At 65.7% G+C, this 22800-nt stretch carries 14 protein-coding genes; 6 read left to right on the top strand and 8 right to left on the bottom strand.

Annotated elements, in window-relative coordinates:
* Positions 1-189: 189 nt before the first annotated feature.
* Genes acnB through N7573_RS11230 form a run of 3 tightly spaced genes read right to left on the bottom strand, consistent with a single transcriptional unit; the run spans position 190 to position 3454 of the window.
* Positions 190-2781: a bifunctional aconitate hydratase 2/2-methylisocitrate dehydratase gene (gene acnB, locus N7573_RS11220; protein WP_049424625.1), complete on the bottom strand. Its 2592-nt coding sequence runs from the start codon at positions 2779-2781 to the stop codon at positions 190-192.
* 43 nt (positions 2782-2824) lie between these two features.
* On the bottom strand, positions 2825-3223 hold the full coding sequence (locus tag N7573_RS11225) for a type II toxin-antitoxin system VapC family toxin (protein WP_008267153.1): 399 nt from the start codon (positions 3221-3223) through the stop codon (positions 2825-2827).
* Positions 3224-3229: 6 nt separating this feature from the next.
* Positions 3230-3454, bottom strand: a complete 225-nt coding sequence (locus N7573_RS11230) for an AbrB/MazE/SpoVT family DNA-binding domain-containing protein (protein ID WP_005409505.1) — start codon at positions 3452-3454, stop codon at positions 3230-3232.
* Positions 3455-3756: 302 nt separating this feature from the next.
* Between N7573_RS11230 and acnA the strand changes: the two genes are divergently transcribed.
* Complete coding sequence (gene acnA / locus N7573_RS11235) at positions 3757-6510, top strand: aconitate hydratase AcnA (protein WP_279943157.1); 2754 nt, start codon at positions 3757-3759, stop codon at positions 6508-6510.
* A 110-nt stretch (positions 6511-6620) separates the two neighbouring features.
* Here the strand turns inward: acnA and N7573_RS11240 are convergent, their stop codons facing one another.
* A complete protein-coding gene (locus tag N7573_RS11240; protein ID WP_279913844.1) occupies positions 6621-8171 on the bottom strand; it encodes a BCCT family transporter in 1551 nt (516 codons plus the stop codon).
* 170 nt (positions 8172-8341) lie between these two features.
* Here N7573_RS11240 and betI point away from each other — a divergent pair, with 170 nt between their 5' ends.
* The 5 genes from betI (at position 8342) to N7573_RS11265 (ending at position 15195) form a co-directional block, all read left to right on the top strand.
* A complete protein-coding gene (gene betI / locus N7573_RS11245; RefSeq protein WP_005409501.1) occupies positions 8342-8932 on the top strand; it encodes a transcriptional regulator BetI in 591 nt (196 codons plus the stop codon).
* 38 nt (positions 8933-8970) lie between these two features.
* Complete coding sequence (gene betB / locus N7573_RS11250; RefSeq protein ID WP_279913846.1) at positions 8971-10443, top strand: betaine-aldehyde dehydrogenase; 1473 nt, start codon at positions 8971-8973, stop codon at positions 10441-10443.
* Positions 10444-10544: 101 nt separating this feature from the next.
* Entirely contained in the window at positions 10545-12227 is a 1683-nt protein-coding gene (betA, locus tag N7573_RS11255) for a choline dehydrogenase (RefSeq protein ID WP_014037074.1), read from the top strand.
* Between the two features lie 222 nt (positions 12228-12449).
* Positions 12450-14126 carry a long-chain fatty acid--CoA ligase gene (locus tag N7573_RS11260; RefSeq protein ID WP_032129834.1) on the top strand — a complete coding sequence of 559 codons (1677 nt, stop codon included), beginning with the start codon at positions 12450-12452 and terminating at the stop codon, positions 14124-14126.
* A 199-nt stretch (positions 14127-14325) separates the two neighbouring features.
* Complete coding sequence (locus N7573_RS11265) at positions 14326-15195, top strand: crotonase/enoyl-CoA hydratase family protein (RefSeq protein ID WP_012480080.1); 870 nt, start codon at positions 14326-14328, stop codon at positions 15193-15195.
* Positions 15196-15207: 12 nt separating this feature from the next.
* On the opposite strand, the gene N7573_RS11270 is transcribed toward N7573_RS11265, so the two are convergent.
* The 4 genes from N7573_RS11270 to N7573_RS11285 all read right to left on the bottom strand — a co-directional run bounded on the left by N7573_RS11270 (position 15208) and on the right by N7573_RS11285 (position 22774).
* A complete protein-coding gene (locus tag N7573_RS11270; protein WP_032129844.1) occupies positions 15208-17388 on the bottom strand; it encodes a response regulator in 2181 nt (726 codons plus the stop codon).
* A gap of 544 nt (positions 17389-17932) precedes the next feature.
* Entirely contained in the window at positions 17933-19072 is a 1140-nt protein-coding gene (locus N7573_RS11275; protein WP_006364528.1) for a two-component system response regulator, read from the bottom strand.
* Positions 19073-19277: 205 nt separating this feature from the next.
* Positions 19278-20789 carry a lysine--tRNA ligase gene (gene lysS, locus N7573_RS11280; protein WP_279913461.1) on the bottom strand — a complete coding sequence of 504 codons (1512 nt, stop codon included), beginning with the start codon at positions 20787-20789 and terminating at the stop codon, positions 19278-19280.
* Positions 20790-21133: 344 nt separating this feature from the next.
* On the bottom strand, positions 21134-22774 hold the full coding sequence (locus N7573_RS11285; RefSeq protein WP_197585335.1) for an acetolactate synthase large subunit: 1641 nt from the start codon (positions 22772-22774) through the stop codon (positions 21134-21136).
* Between the last annotated feature and the right edge of the window lie 26 nt (positions 22775-22800).

The following is a 22800-nucleotide window of genomic DNA, read 5'->3' on the forward strand; positions in this document are numbered from 1 at the left end:
CATCGCGCATCGCACGAACAGCAGCCAAGCATGGACTCGGTGCTACAGGCCATCAGGCAACAAAAAAAAAACCGGCTTTCACCGGGGGTTCTTCGTTTCAACGGGTTGCCGGCCAGCGGCCGGCACTACCATGCGTCGTCGGCCCACAAAAAAACCCCCGGCGCGAGCCGGGGGCTTTTCGTTACCGCATCAGGCGGCGACCGTCTTGGCCACGTCCTGGTATTCCTCGATCTGGTCGAAGTTCATGTAGCGGTAGATCTCCGCACCATTGGCGTTGATCACGCCGATGTCCGCCATGTACTCCTCCTTGGTCGGGATGCGGCCCAGGCGCGAGCAGATCGCCGCCAGTTCCGCCGAACCCAGGTACACGTTGGTGTTGCGGCCCAGGCGGTTCGGGAAGTTGCGGGTCGAGGTCGACATCGCGGTGGAGCCTTCGCGGATCTGCGCCTGGTTGCCCATGCACAGCGAGCAGCCCGGCATTTCCATGCGTGCACCGGTGGCGCCGAAGGTGCCGTATACGCCTTCCTTGGTCAGCTCCGAGGCATCCATCTTGGTCGGCGGGGCCACCCACAGGCGGGTCGGCAGGTCACGCTTGCCTTCCAGCAGCTTCGCAGCGGCTCGGAAGTGACCGATGTTGGTCATGCACGAACCGATGAACACTTCGTCGATCTTGGCGCCGGCCACTTCGGACAGGGTCTTCACGTCGTCCGGGTCGTTCGGGCAAGCCACGATCGGCTCGTGGATGTCGGCCAGGTCGATCTCGATGACGGCGGCGTATTCGGCGTCGGCATCCGGCTCCAGCAGCTCCGGGTTGGCCAGCCACGCTTCCATCTTCTCGATACGGCGCTGCAGCGAACGCGGATCCTGGTAACCCTCGGCAATCATCCACTTCAGCAGGGTGATGTTGCTGTTGAGGTACTCGATGATCGGCTCCTTGTTCAAGCGCACCGAGCAACCGGCCGCCGAACGCTCGGCCGAGGCGTCGGACAGCTCGAACGCCTGTTCGACCTTCAGCTCCGGCAGGCCTTCGATTTCCAGGATGCGACCGGAGAAGATGTTCTTCTTGCCAGCCTTGGCCACGGTCAGCAGGCCCGACTTGATCGCGTACAGCGGGATCGCGTTGACCAGGTCACGCAGGGTCACGCCCGGCTGCATCTTGCCCTTGAAGCGCACCAGCACCGACTCCGGCATGTCCAGCGGCATCACGCCGGTGGCAGCGGCGAAGGCGACCAGGCCCGAACCGGCCGGGAACGAAATGCCGACCGGGAAACGGGTGTGCGAGTCACCACCGGTACCGACGGTATCCGGCAGCAGCATGCGGTTGAGCCAGCTGTGGATCACGCCGTCGCCGGGGCGCAGCGAGACGCCGCCACGGGTGGAGATGAACTCCGGCAGGGTGTGGTGGGTCTTCACGTCCACCGGCTTCGGGTAAGCGGCGGTGTGGCAGAACGACTGCATCACCAGGTCGGCCGAGAAGCCCAGGCAGGCCAGGTCCTTCAGCTCGTCACGGGTCATCGGGCCGGTGGTGTCCTGCGAGCCGACCGAGGTCATCTTCGGTTCGCAGTAGGTGCCCGGGCGCATGCCCTGGCCTTCCGGCAGGCCACAGGCGCGGCCGACCATCTTCTGCGCCAGCGAGAAGCCCTTGCCGGTATCGACCGGCTGCACCGGCAGGCGGAACAGGTCGGTCGGGGCCAGGCCCAGCGCTTCACGCGCCTTGCCGGTCAGGCCACGGCCGATGATCAGCGGAATGCGGCCACCGGCGCGCACTTCGTCGAACAGCACTTCGGACTTGACCTGGAACTCGGCGATCACTTCACCGTTCTTCAGCGCCTTGCCTTCGTACGGACGCAGCTCGACCACATCGCCGTGCTCCATCTTCGACACGTCCAGCTCGATCGGCAGTGCGCCGGCATCTTCCATGGTGTTGTAGAAGATCGGGGCGATCTTCGAACCCAGGCAGACGCCACCGGCGCGCTTGTTCGGGATGAACGGAATGTCATCGCCGGTCCACCACAGCACGCTGTTGGTGGCCGACTTGCGCGAGGAACCGGTGCCGACCACGTCGCCCACGTAGGCGACCAGGTGACCCTTGTCCTTCAGCGACAGGATCTGCTGGATCGGGCCGCGCTTGCCGTCTTCTTCCGGGGTGAACGGCGCGTCGTCGCGCTTGTTCTTCAGCATCGCCAGGGCGTGCATCGGGATGTCCGGGCGGGTGGTCGCGTCCGGCGCCGGCGACAGGTCGTCGGTGTTGGTTTCGCCCGGCACCTTGAACACGGTGACGGTCAGGCTCTGCGGCACTTCCGGGTTGCTGGTGAACCACTCGGCGTCGGCCCAGCTCTGCAGCACGGCCTGGGCGTTGGCGTTGCCGGCCTTGGCCTTTTCCTGCACATCGTGGAAGGCATCGAACACCAGCAGGGTCTTCTTCAGACCGTTGGCGGCGATGGTGCCGACGCTGGCGTCGTCCAGCAGCTGCACCAACGGGGCAACGTTGTAACCGCCGAGCATGGTGCCCAGCAGTTCGGTGGCGCGCTCGCGGCTGATCAGCGGGTTCTGCTCGCTGCCCAGGGCGATCGCCGCCAGGTACGAGGCCTTGACCTTGGCCGCGTCGTCGACGCCGGCCGGCACGCGGTGGGTCAGCAGGTCGAGCAGGAACTCGGCCTCGCCCTGCGGCGGGTTCTTCAGCAGTTCGATGACATCGGCCGTCTGCTGCGCGCTCAGCGGCAGCGGCGGGATGCCAAGCGCAGCGCGCTCGGCGACGTGGTGGCGGTAGGCTTCCAACATGACAACTCCCGGGTAATGCGTAGGTTGAAAAAACAAAGTGGGCTCAGGCTTGCGGCACGATCAGCTTCAGGCCCTTGAAGTAGTCGCGGTAAAACGTGTCGTTCCAGGTGATCAGGCCATCGCACTGCAACAGTGCGTGGGCTCCGACCATGAATTCGTCCAGGCTGCGGCGGCTGCCGCTGCGCTGACGGTGGCGACGGTGCATCTCGCCGGCACGCAGCGCCGACTTGGCTTCCATCGGATTGAAGTGCACGCCCATTTCTTCCAGCGCTTCGAGCACCTCGGCACCGCCACGCAGCGATGCGCAGACCTCGGCCAGGGTCGCGCCGCAGACCACCACGCGGCCACCGACCAGGCTCTGCCTGAGGATGGCTTCCACGGCATCGGCCTGCGGACCATTGCTGAGCAGCTCGACCAGCACCGGAGAGTCGACGGCGATCATCACGGCTTATTCCTCGTCACGCACCGCGCGTACCGCTGCGTCGGACGATTCGAAACCGTCCAGCGCGAACTTGCCGCGCGCCCGTGAAATGGCATCGTCAACACTCTTGCGCAGGATGATGCGGCTGCCGTCCAGTTCGACCTTCAGCAGCGTGCCCTTGGTCAGGCCGAGGGCATCACGCACCGCCTTGGGCAGGGTGATCTGTCCGCGTTCTGCAACAGTGGCTTCCATCGGTAGGCCCTCCAGAGTATGCACAAATTATACATACTTCCCCGGGCATACTTCCACCCTGAACAGGACCGGCACCCCGCCAGCCCTTGCCTCGCAAAGGATCGGCCACAAACGTGACATACGCCATACACCTTCCCCTGTAGTCTGGAACCGATGCCGCAGGCCGGAACCCGGCCCGGATGAATCCATTCAGTCTGGGGTTCATACTGGGACCACCGGGGCCGTCAGGCCCGCGGCGACCGCAAGCAGGTCCGCCCATGCGCGGGCCACTGCAAGCCATCCGCAAGAAGGAGTTACCCCGCATGAGCGATTCGTTCTCCACCCGCAGCCAGCTGAATGTCGGCGGCAAGACCTACGACTACTTCAGCCTGCCCACGCTGGGCCAGCGCTTCGATATCTCCCACCTGCCCTACTCGATGAAGATCCTGCTGGAGAACCTGCTCCGGCACGAGGACGGCGGCATCACCGTCGGCAAGGACCACATCGAAGCCGTGGCCCGCTGGAACCCGGCGGCCGAGCCGGACACCGAAATCGCCTTCATGCCGGCGCGCGTGGTCCTGCAGGACTTCACCGGCGTGCCCTGCGTGGTCGACCTCGCCGCAATGCGCGACGCGGTGGTCAAGCTCGGCGGCTCGCCTGAGCAGATCAACCCGCAGATTCCCTCCGAACTGGTCATCGACCACTCGGTGCAGGTCGACGTGTTCGGCAAGCCGGACGCGCTGGACCTCAACGGCAAGATCGAGTTCCAGCGCAACCAGGAACGCTACGGCTTCCTGCGCTGGGGCCAGAAGGCCTTCGACAACTTCAAGGTAGTGCCGCCGAACACCGGCATCGTCCACCAGGTGAACCTGGAGAACCTGGCCCGCGTGGTGATGACGGCGGACAAGGACGGCAAGGCGGTCGCCTACCCCGATACCGTGTTCGGTACCGACAGCCACACCACCATGATCAACGGCATCGGCGTGCTGGGCTGGGGCGTGGGCGGCATCGAAGCGGAGGCGGCCATGCTAGGCCAGCCGTCGTCGATGCTGATCCCGCAGGTGGTCGGCTTCAAGCTGACCGGCAAGCTGCCCGAGGGCGCCACCGCCACCGACCTGGTGCTGACCGTCACCCAGATGCTGCGCAAGCAGGGCGTCGTCGGCAAGTTCGTCGAGTTCTACGGTGACGGCCTGCAGCACCTGCCGCTGGCCGACCGTGCCACCATCGGCAACATGGCGCCGGAATACGGCGCCACCTGCGGCATCTTCCCGATCGACGCCGAGTCGCTGAACTACCTGCGCCTGTCCGGCCGCAGCGAAGAGCAGATCGATCTGGTCGAAGCCTATGCCAAGGCGCAGGGCCTGTGGCACGAACCGGGCAGCCCGCACGCGCAGTACAGCACCACGCTGGAACTGGACATGGGCACGGTGAAGCCGTCGCTGGCCGGCCCGAAGCGTCCGCAGGACCGCGTGCTGCTGGAAGACGTGCAGAAGAACTACCGCGAAGCCCTGGTTGGCCTGACCACCAACCGTGACAAGCGCAGCGACGATGTCTCCTCGTTCGTCAACGAAGGCGGCGGTGCCGCGGTCGGCAACGAGCAGCTGGCAAAGGGCTACGCCGACATCGAAACCGAAGGCCGCAAGGTCCGCCTGAAGGACGGCGCGGTGGTCATCGCGGCCATCACCTCGTGCACCAACACCTCCAACCCGGCGGTGATGATCGGCGCCGGCCTGCTGGCCCGCAATGCGGCCGCCAAGGGCCTGAACCGCCAGCCGTGGGTCAAGACCTCGCTCGGGCCGGGCTCGCGCGTGGTCACCGACTACCTGGAAAAGGCCGGCGTGCTGAAGGAGCTGGAGAAGATCGGCTTCTACGTGGTCGGCTACGGCTGCACCACCTGCATCGGCAACTCCGGCCCGCTGCCGACCGAAGTCAGCGCCGGCATCGCCACCGGCGATCTGGTGGTCACCTCGGTGCTGTCCGGCAACCGCAACTTCGAGGGCCGCGTGCACCCCGAAGTGAAGATGAACTACCTGGCCAGCCCGCCGCTGGTGGTGGCCTATGCCATCGCCGGCACCACCGACATCGACCTGACCACCCAGCCGCTGGGTACCGGCAGCGATGGCCAGCCGGTGTTCCTGCGCGACATCTGGCCGAGCAACAAGGAAATCGGCGACGTCATCGCTGCCACCATCGGCCCGGAGATGTTCAAGCAGAACTACGCCGACGTGTTCAAGGGCGACACCCGCTGGAACACCATCGCCTCGCCGGACGGCAACCTGTACGAGTGGAGCGATGCCTCCACCTACATCAAGAACCCGCCGTACTTCGATGGCATGACCATGCAGACCGGCAGCATCGACGACGTGCACGGCGCGCGCGTGATGGGCCTGTTCGGCGACTCGATCACCACCGACCACATCTCGCCCGCCGGCAACATCAAGAAGGACTCGCCGGCAGGCCGCTTCCTGCAGGAGCGCGGCGTGCAGCCGGCCGACTTCAACAGCTACGGCAGCCGCCGCGGCAACGATGACGTGATGGTCCGCGGCACCTTCGCCAACATCCGCATCAAGAACCTGATGTTCGGTGGCGAGGAAGGTGGCAACACCCTGTACTACCCGGCCGCTGGCGGCCAGCCGGAAAAGCTGGCGATCTACGATGCGGCCATGAAGTACAAGGCTGACAAGGTGCCGCTGGTGGTGCTGGCCGGCAAGGAATACGGCACCGGCTCGTCGCGTGACTGGGCGGCAAAGGGCACCCTGCTGCTGGGGGTGAAGGCGGTCATCGCAGAGAGCTTCGAGCGCATCCACCGCTCCAACCTGGTCGGCATGGGCGTGCTGCCGCTGCAGTTCCGCAACGGCGAAAACGCACAGAGCCTGGGCCTGGACGGCTCGGAAGTGATCGACATCACCGGCCTGCAGGACGGTGCCAGCAAGCGCGCCACGGTCACCGCAACCAAGGCTGACGGCACCAAGAAGACCTTCGAAGTCTCGGTGATGCTGCTGACCCCGAAGGAAGTCGAGTACTTCCGCCACGGCGGCCTGCTGCAGTACGTACTGCGCCAGTTGGCAGCCAAGTAACTGGTAGCGCCGGGCCATGCCCGGCGGATCCCGGAAGCAAACGCAAAGGGCCGGATCCTCACAGATCCGGCCCTTTGCTTTGGCGTTCGCCGGGCATGGCCCGGCGCTACCTACCGCCGCGGGGCGTCCGGGTCGGTGCGCAGGGCCTTCAGCAGGCCCCACATGTAGAACGCCAGGGTGAACGAGAACGGCAGGCCGCACAGCACCACCGCGGTCTGCATCGCACTGAAGTTGCCGGCCAGCAGCAGGCCGACGCTGGCCACGGTGATGCCGGCCGCCCAGAACACGCGCAGCCAGATCGGCGCGTCGTGGCCATCCTCCACGCCGTCGTCAACGCGACGGGTGCACAGGTTGGCGATCATCAGCGTGCCCGAATCGACCGGGGTCAGGAACAGCACGAAGCCGATCACCACTGCGGCGCCGGCCACGTACGGCGCGCCGGGCAGGTACTCCAGCAGCTTGAACAGGGTCATCGCCGCATCATGCTGGGCCACGTCACCCAGGATCGCCTGGCCGTGGTTGAGCACCAGGTCGATGGCCGTGTTGCCGAAGATCGACAGCCAGGCCAGGGTGAAGCCGAGCGGGATCAGCAGCACGCCCATGATCACTTCACGGATGGTGCGGCCACGCGAGATGCGCGCCACGAAAAGACCGACGAACGGCGCCCAGGCGATCCACCACGCCCAGTAGAACAGCGTCCACGAACCCATCCACTCCCGGCCCTTCGGGTCGTTGAGGTACATGTCGAAGCTCTTGCGCACGAACGCGCCCAGGTAGTCACCGGTGTTCTGGATCAGGCCATCGAACAGGTGCAGGGTCGGGCCGGTGACCAGCACGAACAGCAGCAGCCCGCACAGCAGGCGCACGTTGAGGTTGGAGAGCCAGGCAATGCCCTTCTCCACACCGGCAACCACGCCGATGGTGGCCACCACCATCATCACCAGCACGATCGCCACCAGCACCTGCGGCGTATCCGGGATGTGGAACAGGTAGACCAGGCCGGACTGCACCACCAGCGCGCCGATGCCGAGGTTGGTCACCATCGAGATCAGCGTGGCCAGGATGCCGAAGCCATCGACCATGTCGCCGATGCGGCCGTGGATGCGCTCACCGAAAATCGGGTACAGCGCCGAGCGCAGCGCCAGCGGCAGGTCGCGGCGGTAGGCGAAGTAGCCCAGTGCCACGCCGACCAGCGCGTACAGCGCCCAGCCGTGCAGACCCCAGTGCAGGAAGGTCAGCACCATCGCTTCGCGGCCGGCGGCCACGGTTCCGCCGGGCTGCCCGGGCGGATGCAGGAAATGGTCCAGCGGCTCGTAGGCACCGTAGTACAGCAGCGCGATGCCGATGCCGGCCGAGAACAGCATCGAGACCCAGGCGACGTAGCCGAAGGCCGGTGATTCCTCGTTGTGGCCCAGGCGGATGCGGCCATACGGCGAGAACGCCAGCCACAGCACGAAGCCCAGGCACAGCACGATCAGCAGCATGTACCACCAGCCGAACGCGGCCGACACTTCGGCCTGCGCCCACTGCAGCCAGTGCTCGCTGCCTTCGGGATAGAGAACGGTGAGCAGCCCGAGGATGCCGATCGACACCGAGGAGCTGAAGAAGACAAAACGGTTCAAGCGCAGGGGCGAACGCTTGGGATGAGCCAGGGAAGACATGGGGTCGTCTCATCAAGTCCGAGGGAGCACATGGGCGGGGCCGGACCGGTAAACCGGGCCCATGGCGTGGGGCGCGAGCGCATCCTAGGGTTTATTGATTGAACGTTCAATCAATAAAAAGCATAATGGCGGGCAGCCCGATCCTTCGGGTCGCAATCCGTGGAGAGACAATGCCGAAGAAAGGCGTGGAACCGGTACGGCGCGAGCAGCTGATCCGGGCCACTTTCCAGACCATCGACGAGATCGGCATGGCCGATGCGACCGTCGCCACCATCGCGAAGAAGGCCGGGCTGTCCAGCGGCATCGTCGCCCACTACTTCGGCGACAAGGACGGCCTGCTCAATGCTGCAATGCGGCAGATCCTGCGCGAGCTGAAGGACGCGGTCGCCCGTTACCGCGCCGACGCCAGCGACGACCCGCGCGAGCAGCTGCGCGCCATCGTCGATGGCAACTTCGACGACAGCCAGATCAACGGCACCGCGATGCGCGTCTGGCTGACCTTCTGGGCCGCCAGCATGCACCAGCCGGAACTGGCCCGGCTGCAGCGCGCCAACGACCAGCGCCTGTTCTCCAACCTGTGCCACCAGTTCAACCGCCTGCTGCCCCACCCGCAGGCCCGCCTGGCCGCCCGTGGCCTGGCCGCGATGATCGACGGCCTGTGGTTGCGCGGCAGCCTGGTCGGCGGCCAGTTCAACGCCGAGAAGTCCCGGCGCATCGCTTACGGCTACATCGACTTCCAGTTGCAGGCTGTCGCGCTATAAGCGCTTCAGCACCCGCCCCCTTCCAAGGAGTACGCCCCATGACCACCCTGCCCGTCCAACAGCTCTACATCCACGGCCAGCGCGTCGATGCCAGCAGCGGCAAGACCTTCAAGACCGTGAACCCGGCCACCGGCGACGTGATCGCTGAAGTGCAGGTCGCCAGCCAGGCCGACGTCGAACGCGCCGTGCAGAGCGCGGCCGAAGGCCAGAAGGTGTGGGCGGCGATGACTGCCATGGAGCGTTCGCGCATCCTGCGCCGCGCCGTCGAGATCCTGCGCGAGCGCAACGACGAACTGGCGCACCTGGAAACCCTGGACACCGGCAAGGCGCTGGCCGAAACCACCACCGTGGACATCGTCACCGGCGCCGACGTGGTCGAGTACTACGCCGGCCTGGCCACCGCCATCGAAGGCATCCAGCTGCCGCTGCGCGAATCGAGCTTCTTCTACACCCGCCGCGAGCCGCTGGGCGTGGTCGCCGGTATCGGTGCCTGGAACTACCCGATCCAGATCGCCATGTGGAAGTCGGCCCCGGCCCTGGCCGCCGGCAACGCGATGGTGTTCAAGCCGTCCGAAGTGACCCCGCTGACCGCGATCCGCCTGGCCGAGATCTACACCGAAGCCGGTGTGCCGGCCGGCGTGTTCAACGTCGTGCAGGGCCCGGGCCGCGAGATCGGCCAGTGGCTGACCGAGCACCCGGTGATCGAGAAGATCTCCTTCACCGGCGGCGTCGCCACCGGCAAGAAGGTGATGGCCAGCGCCGCCTCCTCGTCGCTGAAGGAAGTGACCATGGAGCTGGGCGGCAAGTCGCCGCTGGTGATCTGCGATGACGCCGATCTGGACCGCGCAGCCGACATCGCGGTGATGGCCAACTTCTTCAGCTCTGGCCAGGTCTGCACCAACGGCACCCGCGTGTTCGTGCCGCGCAGCATGCTGGCCGCGTTCGAAGCCGCAGTGGTCGAGCGCGTCAAGCGCATCCGCATCGGCGACCCGATGGCCGCCGAGACCAACTTCGGCCCGCTGACCAGCTTCCCGCACATGGAAAACGTGCTGCGCTACATCGAAAGCGGCAAGGCCGAAGGCGCTCGCCTGCTGACCGGCGGCGGCCGTGCCACCGAAGGCGCGCTGGCCAATGGCGCCTACGTGCTGCCGACCGTGTTCTCCGACTGCCGCGATGACATGACCATCGTCAAGGAAGAGATCTTCGGGCCGGTGATGAGCATCCTCGCCTACGACGACGAAGACGAAGTGGTGCGTCGTGCCAACGACACCACCTTCGGCCTCGCCGCCGGTGTGGTCAGCAAGGACGTCAGCCGCGCCCATCGCATCATCCACCGCCTGGAAGCCGGCATCTGCTGGATCAACACCTGGGGCGAATCGCCGGCCGAAATGCCGGTTGGCGGCTACAAGGAATCCGGCGTTGGCCGTGAGAACGGCATCTCCACCCTCGGCCACTACACCCGCATCAAGTCGGTGCAGGTGGAACTGGGCGACTACGCCAGCGTGTTCTGATCGGCGCGCCCCGAGCGCGCACCTTCGTCCGGCCACCGCGCCGATCCGACATTCCGCCGGGACGCCTGCACGCAGCGCGCCCCGGCCTGCAGGAGACACCCATGAGCACCCATAACGAGTACGACTACATCATCATCGGCGCCGGTTCGGCCGGCAACGTGCTGGCCACCCGCCTCACCGAAGATGCCGATGTCAGCGTGCTGCTGCTGGAAGCCGGTGGCCCGGACTACCGGCTCGACTTCCGTACCCAGATGCCGGCGGCACTGGCCTTCCCGCTGCAGGGCAAGCGCTACAACTGGGCGTACAAGACCGATCCCGAGCCCTTCATGAACAACCGCCGCATGGACTGCGGCCGCGGCAAGGGTCTGGGCGGCTCGTCGCTGATCAACGGCATGTGCTACATCCGCGGCAACGCGATGGACTACGACAACTGGGCCAGCATGCCGGGCCTGGAAGACTGGACCTACCTGGACTGCCTGCCGTACTTCCGCAAGGCCGAAACCCGTGACATCGGCCCCAACGACTACCACGGTGGCGAAGGCCCGCTGCGGGTGACCACGCCCAAGGCCGGCAACAACGAACTGTTCGCTGCGATGGTCGAGGCCGGCGTGCAGGCCGGCTACCCGCGCACCGACGACCTCAACGGCTACCAGCAGGAAGGCTTCGGCCCGATGGACCGCACGGTGACCCCGAAGGGCCGTCGTTCCAGCACCGCCCGCGGCTACCTGGACCTGGCCAAGCCGCGCCCGAACCTGACCATCGTCACCCACGCGCTGACCGACCGCATCCTGTTCTCGGGCAAGCGTGCGGTGGGCGTGCAGTGGCTGCACAACGACCAGCCGCAGCGTGCCACCGCGCGCCGCGAAGTGCTGCTGTGTGGCGGCGCCATCGCCTCGCCGCAGATCCTGCAGCGCTCGGGCGTCGGCCCTGCCGACCTGCTGCGCAGCCTCGACATCGACCTGGTGCACCACCTGCCGGGCGTCGGCGCCAACCTGCAGGATCACCTGGAGATGTACCTGCAATACGAGTGCAAGAAGCCCGTCTCGCTGGCCCCGGCTCTGAAGCTGTACAACCAGCCGGCCATCGGTGCCGAGTGGCTGTTCCTGGGCACCGGCATCGGCGCCAGCAACCAGTTCGAAGCCGGTGGCTTCATCCGCAGCGACGCCGAATTCGACTGGCCGAACCTGCAGTATCACTTCCTGCCGGTGGCGATCAATTACAACGGCTCCAACCCGATCAAGGCACACAGCTTCCAGATGCACGTCGGTTCGATGCGCTCGCCCAGCCGCGGCCGCATCCACGTGCGTTCGAAGGATCCGCGCGAACATCCGAGCATCCTGTTCAACTACATGTCGCACGACCAGGACTGGCGCGAGTTCCGCGCGGCGATCCGGATCACCCGCGAGATCTTCGCGCAGCCGGCACTGGCGCCGTACAGCGGCCGCGAGATCTCGCCGGGCAGCGCACTGCAGACCGATGCGCAGATCGATGCGTTCGTCCGCGAGCATGCCGAGACCGCCTACCACCCGTCGTGCTCGAACAAGATGGGCCATGCCGATGACCCGATGGCGGTGGTCGACGGCCAGGGCCGCGTGCACGGGCTGGAAGGCCTGCGCATCGTCGATGCCTCGATCATGCCGCAGGTGGTGACCGGCAACCTCAACGCGCCGACCATCATGATGGCCGAGAAGCTGGCCGACGTGATCCGTGGCCGCACCCCGCTGGCCCGCAGCACCGCGCCGTACTACAAGGCCAACGGCGCACCGGTACGCAAGCAGGGCTGACGCAAGCGCCCTGCTTGGGGCCACGGTAGTGCCGGCCGCTGGCCGGCATCCACCGGAATCCCGATCGAGCGCAGATGCCGGCCAGCGGCCGGCATTACCAAGCAAAGAGGCCCTTCGGGGCCTCTTCGCGTTTTCCCTACGGCGGGGTATGCTGCAATGAACGGCCATTGTCGATACGCTCAGGGCCGTAACCTAAAACATCACGATTCCTGGAGGGGGAATATGAGTCTGGATCGTCCCTGGCTGCAGAGCTATCCGAAAGGCGTTCCCGCCGAAATCGACGTCAACGAATTCCATTCGGTCGCCTCGGTCTTCGACGCTTCCGTCGCGAAATTCCGCGACCGTCCCGCCTACTCCAGCTTCGGCAAGGTCCTCACCTATGGTGAGACGGACGCGCTGGTCACCCAGTTCGCCGCCTACCTGCTGGGTGAGCTCAAGCTCAAGAAGGGTGACCGCGTCGCCCTGATGATGCCCAACTGCCTGCAGTACCCGGTGGCCACCTTCGGCGTGCTGCGCGCCGGCCTGACCGTGGTCAACGTCAACCCGCTGTACACCGCGCGCGAACTCAAGCACCAGCTGGTTGATGCCGGCGTCAGCGCCCTGGTGGTGGTCGACAACTTCGGCGACACCGTCGAACAGGTCATCGCCGATACACCGGTCAAGCACGTGGTCACCACCGGCCTGGGCGACCTGCTCGGCGCCAAGGGCGCGATCGTCAACTTCGTGCTGAAGTACATCAAGAAGATGGTGCCCAACTACCACATCAAGGGCGCCGTCCGCTTCAAGCAGGCGCTCAAGCTGGGCAGCCGCCACGCGCTTCCGCCGGTCGAGATCGACCACGACGACATTGCCTTCCTGCAGTACACCGGCGGCACCACTGGCGTGGCCAAGGGTGCGATGCTGACCAACCGCAACCTGATCGCCAACATGCAGCAGGCGTCAGCGTGGCTGTCCACCTCGGGCATCGAGCCGGGCAAGGAAGTGATCATCACTGCCCTGCCGCTGTACCACATCTTCGCGTTGACCGCGAACGGCCTGGTCTTCATGAAGTTCGGTGGCTGCAACCACCTGATCACCAACCCACGCGACATGAAGGGCTTCGTCAAGGAGCTCAAGGGCACCCGCTTCACCGCCATCACCGGCGTCAACACGCTGTTCAACGGCCTGCTCAACACCCCGGGCTTCGACGAGATCGACTTCTCTTCGGTCAAGTTCACCCTGGGCGGCGGCATGGCGGTGCAACGTGCCGTGGCCGAACGCTGGAAGAAGGTCACCGGCGTGACCCTGGTCGAAGCCTATGGCCTGACCGAGACCTCGCCCGCGGCCTGCATCAATCCGCTCACCCTGCCCGAGTACAACGGTGCCATCGGCCTGCCGATCCCGTCCACCGATGCCTGCATCAAGGACGACAACGGCAACATCCTGGCGCTGGGCGAAGTGGGCGAGCTGTGCATCAAGGGCCCGCAGGTGATGAAGGGCTACTGGCAGCGTCCGGAAGAAACCGCCACCGCCATCGATGCGGACGGCTGGCTGCACACCGGCGACATGGCGAAGATGGACGAACAGGGCTTCTTCTACATCGTCGACCGCAAGAAGGACATGATCCTGGTGTCCGGCTTCAACGTGTACCCGAATGAGGTCGAAGACGTCATCGCGATGATGCCGGGCGTGCTGGAAGTCGCCGCCGTCGGTGTCCCGGACGAAAAGTCCGGCGAAGTGGTCAAGGTCGTGATCGTGAAGAAGGACCCGAACCTGACCGCGGAAATGGTCAAGGAACATGCGCGGGCAAACCTGACCGGTTACAAGCACCCCAGAATCGTAGAATTCCGAAAGGAGCTGCCGAAGACCAACGTCGGCAAGATTCTCCGTCGCGAGCTGCGTGATACGCCCGCCCAGTAAGGGTTTCCGGGCAACGGGAGAGTACAGGGACCCCGCCGGAGACGGCGGGGTCTTTTTATTACCGGAACATGGCCGGTACATCGCTTGCGGGCGGTTCACGACGGGTGCATAGAATCAGTCGCCGCCGCACGTTCAGCCCGCCCCCTCACTCCTCTCCGTCCGCTCTGCGGTTGGCCGGACGGTCACACGGAGAACTCCCATGTCCGCAGTACGCCCCATCATCACCCGTCCCTCGCAGCACCCTACCCTGCGTATCACCGAAGAACCCGAGCGGGATGTCTACTGGATCCACATGCACGCCAACCTGGTCAACCAGCCGGGCCGGCCGTGCTTCGCCTCGCGCCTGGTCGATGACATCGTCGACTACCAGCGCGAACTGGGCGATCGCCTCAGCGCCTCGCACGCTCTGTCACCCCATGTCGTTCTTGCCTCGGACAGCGACGTGTTCAACCTGGGTGGCGATCTCGAACTGTTCTGCCGCCTGATCCGCGAGGGCGACCGTGCCCGCCTGCTCGACTATGCCCAACGCTGCGTGCGCGGCGTGCATGCCTTCCATGCCGGCCTGGGCACCCGTGCCCACAGCATCGCCCTGGTCCAGGGCAATGCACTGGGTGGCGGCTTCGAGGCCGCACTGAGCTGCCACACCATCGTCGCCGAGGAAGGCGTGCTGATGGGCCTGCCCGAGGTGCTGTTCGACCTGTTCCCGGGCATGGGCGCCTACTCCTTTCTGTGCCAGCGGATCAGCCCGCGCCTGGCCGAGAAGATCATGCTGGAAGGCAACCTCTACACCGCCAGCCAGCTGAAGGAGATGGGCCTGGTCGACATCGTGGTGCCGGTGGGCGAAGGTGTTGCAGCGGTCGAACAGGTGATCAAGGAAAGCCGGCGCATTCCGCACGCGTGGGCAGCGATGCGTGAGGTCAACGAGATCGCCACCATGGTGCCGCTGCATGAAATGATGCGGATCACCGAGATCTGGGTGGACACCGCCATGCAGCTCGGCGAGAAGTCCCTGCGCACCATGGATCGGCTGGTACGGGCGCAGGCCCGGCGCAATGGCGACCCGGCCTGACCGTCTGGCGGGTCAGGACGGGCTGCGCTCGCTGTCGTCGCGGTGCGATGCTCCCGCACTACGGGCAGCCAACGCATTCCTGCCGTTGCGCAGGGCGGTCGCCAGGCTGCCGAGGCGGGCGTTCCATTCCCCCTTCAGCTGCCAGTCCGCCATGCGCATGATTTCGCCACTGGAGGCGGCAACCTGGACAAGCCCCAGGTTGCTCGCCACACCGCGCAGCGCGTGTGCGTGCTCGCGGAAATCCTCCCAGGCCTGGCGCTCGCCGCAGCCCTGCAGCTGGCCCATGCTCGCGTCGACGTCCGCCAGGCACTGGTCGATGAACTTGCGTTCGAAGCCATCGCCCATGCCCAGCGACGCCAGCTCGTCCAGCACCGCGGTATCGAGCACGCCATCGCCAACCGGCAATGCCGGCACCGACTGGATGCCGGACTCGGCGCGGGTGTTGGCGGCGACATCGGCCAGCACTTCCAGCAGACGGGTGGCCACCACGGGCTTGGCAAGGAAGGCGCGGGCACCGGCCTGCTCGCAACGCAGGATGGACTCGGGGGTGACGTCCGCGCTCAGCACCATGACCGGAACGTAAGGCATGCCACTGGCCTGCATCACCCGCAACTGCTTGAGCAGGTCCAGTCCGCTCATGCCGGGCATGTGCAGATCGACGATCGCTGCGTCGTAACTGGCCTGCTCCAACGCATCGAGCACTTCGGCGCCGCCATTGACGCAGGTGACCTTGTGGCCGGCCTTCTCCAGCAACCGCTGCAGCACCATGCGGTTGGCTTCGTGGTCGTCGGCCACCAGCACCCGCAGGCTGCGCACCCGCGCACGATGGCGCAGGAAGGGATTGGAGAACGCGATGACATTGCCGGCTTCAGCCACCTCGGACGGAACCGCCGGGGCTGATGAAGTGTCTGCGACGTCCAGCGTGATCTCGACCCAGAACACGCTGCCACGCGGGCTGTTCGGCGCATAACCGACCTGCCCGCCCATCGACTCGACCAGGCCCTTGGCAATGGCGGTGCCCAGACCGGTGCCTTCATGCCGGCGGGCCAGGCCGACATCGCCCTGCTCGAAGGCATTGAACAGCCGGCCGCGCAGCGCCACCGGCACGCCGATGCCGCTGTCGACGATCTCGAATCGCAGGCGCATCCGCTCGCTGCCCAGCACATCGGGGCTGGACACGCGCAGATGCACGTAGCCGCTGTCGGTGAACTTGACCGCGTTACCCATCAGATTGAGCAGGATCTGCTGCAGATGACCGGCATCACCCAGCAGGCGCGGCGGCACGTTGTCATCCACCTGCACGCGATAGTCCAGCGATTTGGAGCGGGTCTGCGGGGTCAGGATCAGGTTGATCGCCTGCAGCACGTCGGCCAGCGCGAACTCGTGCCACTCCACGCGCACCTTGCCGGCTTCGATCGCGGAGATGTCCAGCACCTCTTCCACCAGCGCCAACAGGCTGCGGGTCGAGGCCTGGATGGTGTTCAGGCACTCGCGCTGTTCGTCGTCCAGGCGGGTGGTGGCCAGCACTTCGGTCATGCCGGCCAGCCCGTTCAACGGCGTGCGGAACTCATGGCTCATGTTGGCCAGGAAACGGCTCTTGGCTTCGTTGGCCTGGCGCGCCTCTGCCACCGCCCGGGTCAATGCATGCAGCAGCGAATCGAAGTACAGCGGAATCGCGCCCAGGCCCAGCAGCAGGCCCCAGCCCAGATAGTCGTGGCCGCGCCAGTACGGCGACAGCATCACCGTGCACAGGAAGGCCAGGCAGCCCATGGCCGTGGCCACGCGCAGGTAGGTGCTGCCGTAGCGCATGCCGTTGCCGATCGTGACCCACAGCATCACCGCATACAGCGGTGCCGCCGGCTCACCCTGGATGGTCATGATCCAGGCCATGCAGGTGTAGTCGGTCAGCATGCCGATCACCCGGCGCACATGCGACACACCCGGATTGACCAGGATCGCGGTCAGCAGGCCGGCGGAAATGGTCAGCTCGAAGGCGAGGATCAGCCACGTCGCAGTCAGTGCCTCACCGCCGCCGCTCAGCGAGCGCCAGCCGAGATAGCTGATGAACAGCGCCGTGATGATGATGCGGATCAGGTTCTGCGCGTGCTCGCTGTCCTCGCGCCCGGACAGGCGTTGCTTGAAGCGTGCCAGCAGCGAGCGCTTGTCGGAGCCAGCGGCGGGAGTCGTATCCATGGTCGGATGTCGCATCCTTCGGCGCAGCAGGGAGGAGCAGCACAACGGTACTGCCAGCAACCCCAACCACAGGGAAATGGCCAGCCCGAGGTTGGCCTGCCAGTAAGGGGTCAACAGCACGGTGGCGCCGAAACTGACCATCGCCAGCACGATGGCAGCGGCCAGGTAACGCGGCCCGAAGCGCAGGCCGTTGCCCACCGTGACCCACATCACCACCGCGTACACCCAGGCCAGCGGTTCGCCCATCTGGATCATGCCGATGGCGATCAAGCCGTAATCGGCCAGCATCCCGGCCACCCGGCGCGGATCGGAGCGATCAGGCTTCCACAGCAGCCAACCGAACAGCAGCAGCGAAAGCCCCAATCCGGTCAGCACCGTCGCCAGCACGCCCTGGTACTGCTCCAGACGGTGCAGGCGCGCACCGGACAGCAGCACATAGACCAGGATCAGCGAGATCAGCACCACCCGCACGATCGCCTGGCCATGCTCCGAATCCGGACGCTGCGCCAGCCGACGCCTCACGCGTGCGAACAGGTCCTGCATGTCACCCACCCGGTCGCGTCGATGCCGTCGAGTGCTGGGCGCAGATATCCATCAACTGCTGGTGGCCGCGCATCAGCGCATCCACGCAGCGTGGATCGAACAGGCGGCCACGCTGGGCATACAGATAGGCCAGTGTGGCTTCCATGGTCCATGCTTCCTTGTACGGACGGGGTGAGATGAGTGCGTCGAAGACGTCGGCCACGGCGACGATGCGCGCTTCCAGCGGAATCGCCTCACCGACCAGCCCATCCGGATAGCCGCTGCCGTCGTAACGTTCGTGGTGGCGCAGCGCGATCAATGCGCCGACCTGGATGAAGCGGTTCTGGCTGCCACTGAGCAGCTCATGGCCGATGCGTGGGTGCCGGCGCATGATCGCCAGCTCCTCGTCGTTGAGCTTGCCCTGCTTGAGCAGCACTGCATCGGGAATGGCGATCTTGCCCATGTCATGCAGCGGCGCGGCCATCTCGATCAGGCGCACGTCGTCTTCGGGCAGGCCGAGCTGCTCGGCGATCAGCCCTGCCACGCGCGCCATGCGTTCGAGGTAGGCACTGGTGCCGGCATCACGGAACTCGATCGCCCGTGCCAACCGCGACAGGGTCTCGCGCTCGCGTTCCTCGACCTCGTGCATGCTGGCCAGCAAGCGCTGCTCCAGGGACAAGGCGCGTTGCTTCACGTTCTCGGTCTGCTGGCGCAGCTGCAACAGGTTGTAGCAGCGCGCGCGCAGTTCGCGCGGACGGATGGGCTTGACCAGGAAGTCGATGACCCCCGCTTCCAGCGCCGCCTGACGGATCGGCTCGTCGCCGACCACGGTGATCAGGATCACCGGAATGTCGCGATGCTTGGGCAGGCGACGGAAACGACGGGCGAACTCCAGCCCGTCCATTTCCGGCATGCGGTAATCGAGCAGCAGCAGGTCGACCGGATGCGCCTCGCACCAGGCCAATGCGGTCAGCGGATCACCGAAGTCATACACGCTCAGTTCCGGCGCGATATCTTCGATGACGTGACGCAGCATCGTCCGGGCGGACGTCTGGTCGTCAACAATGACGATGTTCAACGCGTACTCTGCCTGGTTTCTCGACCATGCTGGATCATCAGCAGGCGAGGATACCCTGCCGCTGCGAACGCTCGCACCCTGCATCGGCCTGACTCCCGTGTCATGCGTCCCGGTTCATGATCGTCATCACATTGTGAAGCGGACTCTCCACAATGCGCACTCCCCCTGGCGCCGATCAAGCCACAACAGACGTCAAGGTAGTGCATTAACGATACGCCGAGTGCGGGAGGCGTCAATCGCGCCGTCTCATTTCGCGACGGCGCGCACAAACAGGAGTCAAAAAGACGACTTACTGCTCCGGACGCATGTACGGGAACAGCAGCACGTCACGGATCGAGTTGCTGCCAGTCAGCAGCATCACCAGGCGATCGACGCCGATGCCGAGGCCGCCGGTCGGTGCCATGCCGTACTCCAGCGCACGGATGTAGTCGGCGTCGTAGTGCATGGCCTCGTCATCGCCGCCTTCCTTCGCCGCCACCTGGGCCTGGAAACGCTGGGCCTGGTCTTCCGGGTCGTTCAGCTCGGAGAAGCCATTGGCCAGCTCCTTGCCGTTGACGAACAGCTCGAAGCGGTCGGTGTAGCCCGGATCGTTGTCGTTGGCACGGGCCAGCGGCGAGACCTCCACCGGATGGTCGGTGATGAAGGTCGGCTGGATCAGGGTGTGCTCGACCGTGGCCTCGAAGATCTCCAGCAGCAGCTTGCCCCAGCCGTACGACGGCTTGACGCGGATCTTCAAGCGCTCGCAATGGCGCAGCAGTGCATCGCGGTCGGTGCAGTCGGCAGCAGAGATTTCCGGGTTGTGGTGGCGGACCGCCTCATCCATGCGCCAGCGGCGGAACGCCGGGCCCAGGTCGATCTTCGCGCCATCCCACTCCACTTCGGTGGAACCGTTGACGGTCGTGGCCACGTCACGGATCACGCCTTCGGTCAGGTCCATGATCTCGTTGTACGTGGCATAGGCCTCGTACAGCTCCATCATGGTGAACTCCGGGTTGTGGCGGGTGCTGACGCCTTCATTGCGGAAGTTGCGGTTGATCTCGTACACGCGCTCCAGGCCACCCACGGTCAGGCGCTTGAGGTACAGCTCCGGCGCCACGCGCAGGTACAGGTCCAGGTCCAGCGCATTGTGGTGGGTGGTGAACGGCTTGGCCGCCGCGCCGCCGGGGATGTAATGCATCATCGGCGTTTCGACTTCGAGGAAGTCGCGGTTGTCCAGCCACGCGCGCATCGCGCGGATGATCTTCGAGCGCTTGATGAACACCGCGCGCGACTCCGGGGTCACGATCAGGTCGACATAGCGCTGGCGGTAGCGCTGCTCGACGTCGGCCAGGCCATGCCACTTGTCCGGCAGCGGGCGCAGCGACTTGGTCAGCAGCCGGATCGATTCGGCCTTGACCGACAGCTCGCCGGTCTTGGTACGGGTCAAGCCGCCTTCAACGGCGATGATGTCGCCCACGTCCCAGCCCTTGAAGGCGGTGTAGGCGTCGCCCAGCACCGTGCCCTGCAGGAACAGCTGGATGCGGCCCGACTCGTCCTGGATCTGCGCGAAACTGGCCTTGCCCATGATGCGCTTGGCCATCAGTCGGCCGGCCATCTTCACCTGGCGGCCGTTGCCTTCCAGCGCCTCAGCGGTCCACTGTTCGGCGTCGGCGAATTCTTCCTGCAGGCGCCCGGCGAAGTCCTCGCGACGGAAGTCGTTCGGGTACGCGATGCCCTGCCCACGCAGCGTTTTGAGTTTCTCGCGGCGCTCGGCGATCAACTTGTTTTCGTCAACGGGGGGGGTATCGGTAGCTTCGCTCATGGATCTGCGGGAATCGTGTAGTGAGGGGGGATGTTGCGCCCGGCACAGCCGGTTGCCCAGCATACCAAAACCGCCCCGCCCCAGCCCTGGGCCAGGCCCCGGCCTGGTCGTCGCCAACCTTGGTTGGCGGTCCATCGTGTCGACCAAGGTCGACACCTACCAGGCCCACTGCCCGCCGCCTGGTAGCCGCCAACCTTGGTTGGCGGTCCGCGTGTCGACCAAGGTCGACACCTACCAGGTCCGCTGCCCGCCGCTCTGGTAGCCGCCAACCTTGGTTGGCGCTCCATCGTGTCGACCAAGGTCGACACCTACCGGATTCCGGGGAACCGATGCCCCGGTAGGCGTCAACCGTTCCCGGGGAACGCCTGCCGCAGCTCGTCCACCAGCACCCGCTGGTTCTCCGAGTAGTCGATCGGCACCGATACCAGGTGCACCCCACCCTCGTTGAACGCCGCCTCCAGCGTCGGGATGAACTGCTCGATGGCCGTCACCTCATGCCCCTTGCAGCCATAGGCTTCCGCATACTTCACGAAATCCGGGTTACTGAACGTCATGCCGTAGTCGGTGAAGCCATCCACCGCCTGCTTCCAGCGGATCATCCCGTATGCGCCGTCGTTGAGGATCAGCACCACCAGGTTCAGGCCCAGCCGCCGCGCGGTCTCCAGCTCCTGGCTGTTCATCATGAAACCGCCATCGCCGCACACCGCCAGCACCCGCCGCTGCGGGTACAGGATCGAGGCCATGATCGCCGACGGCAGGCCCGCGCCCATCGTCGCCAGCGCGTTGTCCAGCAGCAGCGTATTGGCCACCTGGGTGCGGTAATTGCGCGCAAACCAGATCTTGTACATGCCGTTGTCCAGCGCCACGATGCCGTCCGGCGGCATCACCTGGCGCACGTCGTGCACCAGCCGCTGCGGGGTGAATCCAGCTTCCTCGGCACGGTCAGCCAGGTGTTCCAGAATGGTAGTGCGCAGCGGCAGCAGCGCGTCGGCATTCGGCACTGCGCCTTCGATACGGTCGGCCAGCTGGGTCAGCGAACGGCCGATGTCACCGATCACTTCCACCTGTGGGAAGTACACCTGCTCCACCGCTGCCTGCGAATAGCCGATATGGATCACGGTCGGCCCACCCGGGCGCATCACGAACGGCGGCTTCTCGGTGACCTCGTGGCCGATCGTCACGATCACGTCGGCCTGGTCGATCGCCATGTGCACGTAGTCGCGCTCGGTCAGCGCGGCGGTGCCCATGTACAGGCCCGAACCACCGGCCACCGCGCCCTTGCCCATCTGCGTGGTGAAGAACGGAATGCCCGCGCGCAACACGAATGCCGACAACGCTTCGCTGGACTGCGGCCGCGACGCCGCCGAGGCGATCATCAGCAGCGGGCGCTTGGCGTTGCGGATGATCTCCGCCGCGCGGTCCAGTGCTTCCGGACTGGCAATGGGACGATCCACCGCATGCGGCGGAATCAGCGCTACGTCCCCGACCTCATCGGCCGCGATGTCTTCGGGCAGCTCCAGCAGCACCGGGCCCGGGCGCTCTTCCAGCGCGGTACGGAATGCCTCGCGGACGATGGTCGGAATGGTGCGCGCCGACACGATCTGCCGCGCCTGCTTGGTCAGCGGCTTCATGGTGCTGACGATGTCGACGATCTGGAAACGCGCCTGCTTGCTGGCGACGATGCCCTTCTGGCCAGTGATCATGATCACCGGCCACGCGCCAAGCAGCGCGTAGGCGGCACCGGTGGTGAAGTTGAGCGCGCCCGGGCCAAGCGTGGCCAGGCACACGCCCGGCTTGCCGGTCAGGCGGCCATAGGTGGCCGCCATGAACACGGCCGCCTGTTCGTGGCGGGTGATGACCAGCTCGATGCTGGAATGGCGCAGCGACTCGACCACGTCGAGATTCTCTTCGCCGGGAATACCGAAAATACGCTCGACGCCTTCGTTCTCAAGCGCGGCGACGAGCAGATCTGAACCCTTGGACATTGGAATGCCGTCCTTTTCGCTGGACT

Source organism: Stenotrophomonas sp. GD04054 (genome assembly GCF_029836955.1).
Lineage (GTDB): Bacteria > Pseudomonadota > Gammaproteobacteria > Xanthomonadales > Xanthomonadaceae > Stenotrophomonas > Stenotrophomonas maltophilia_A.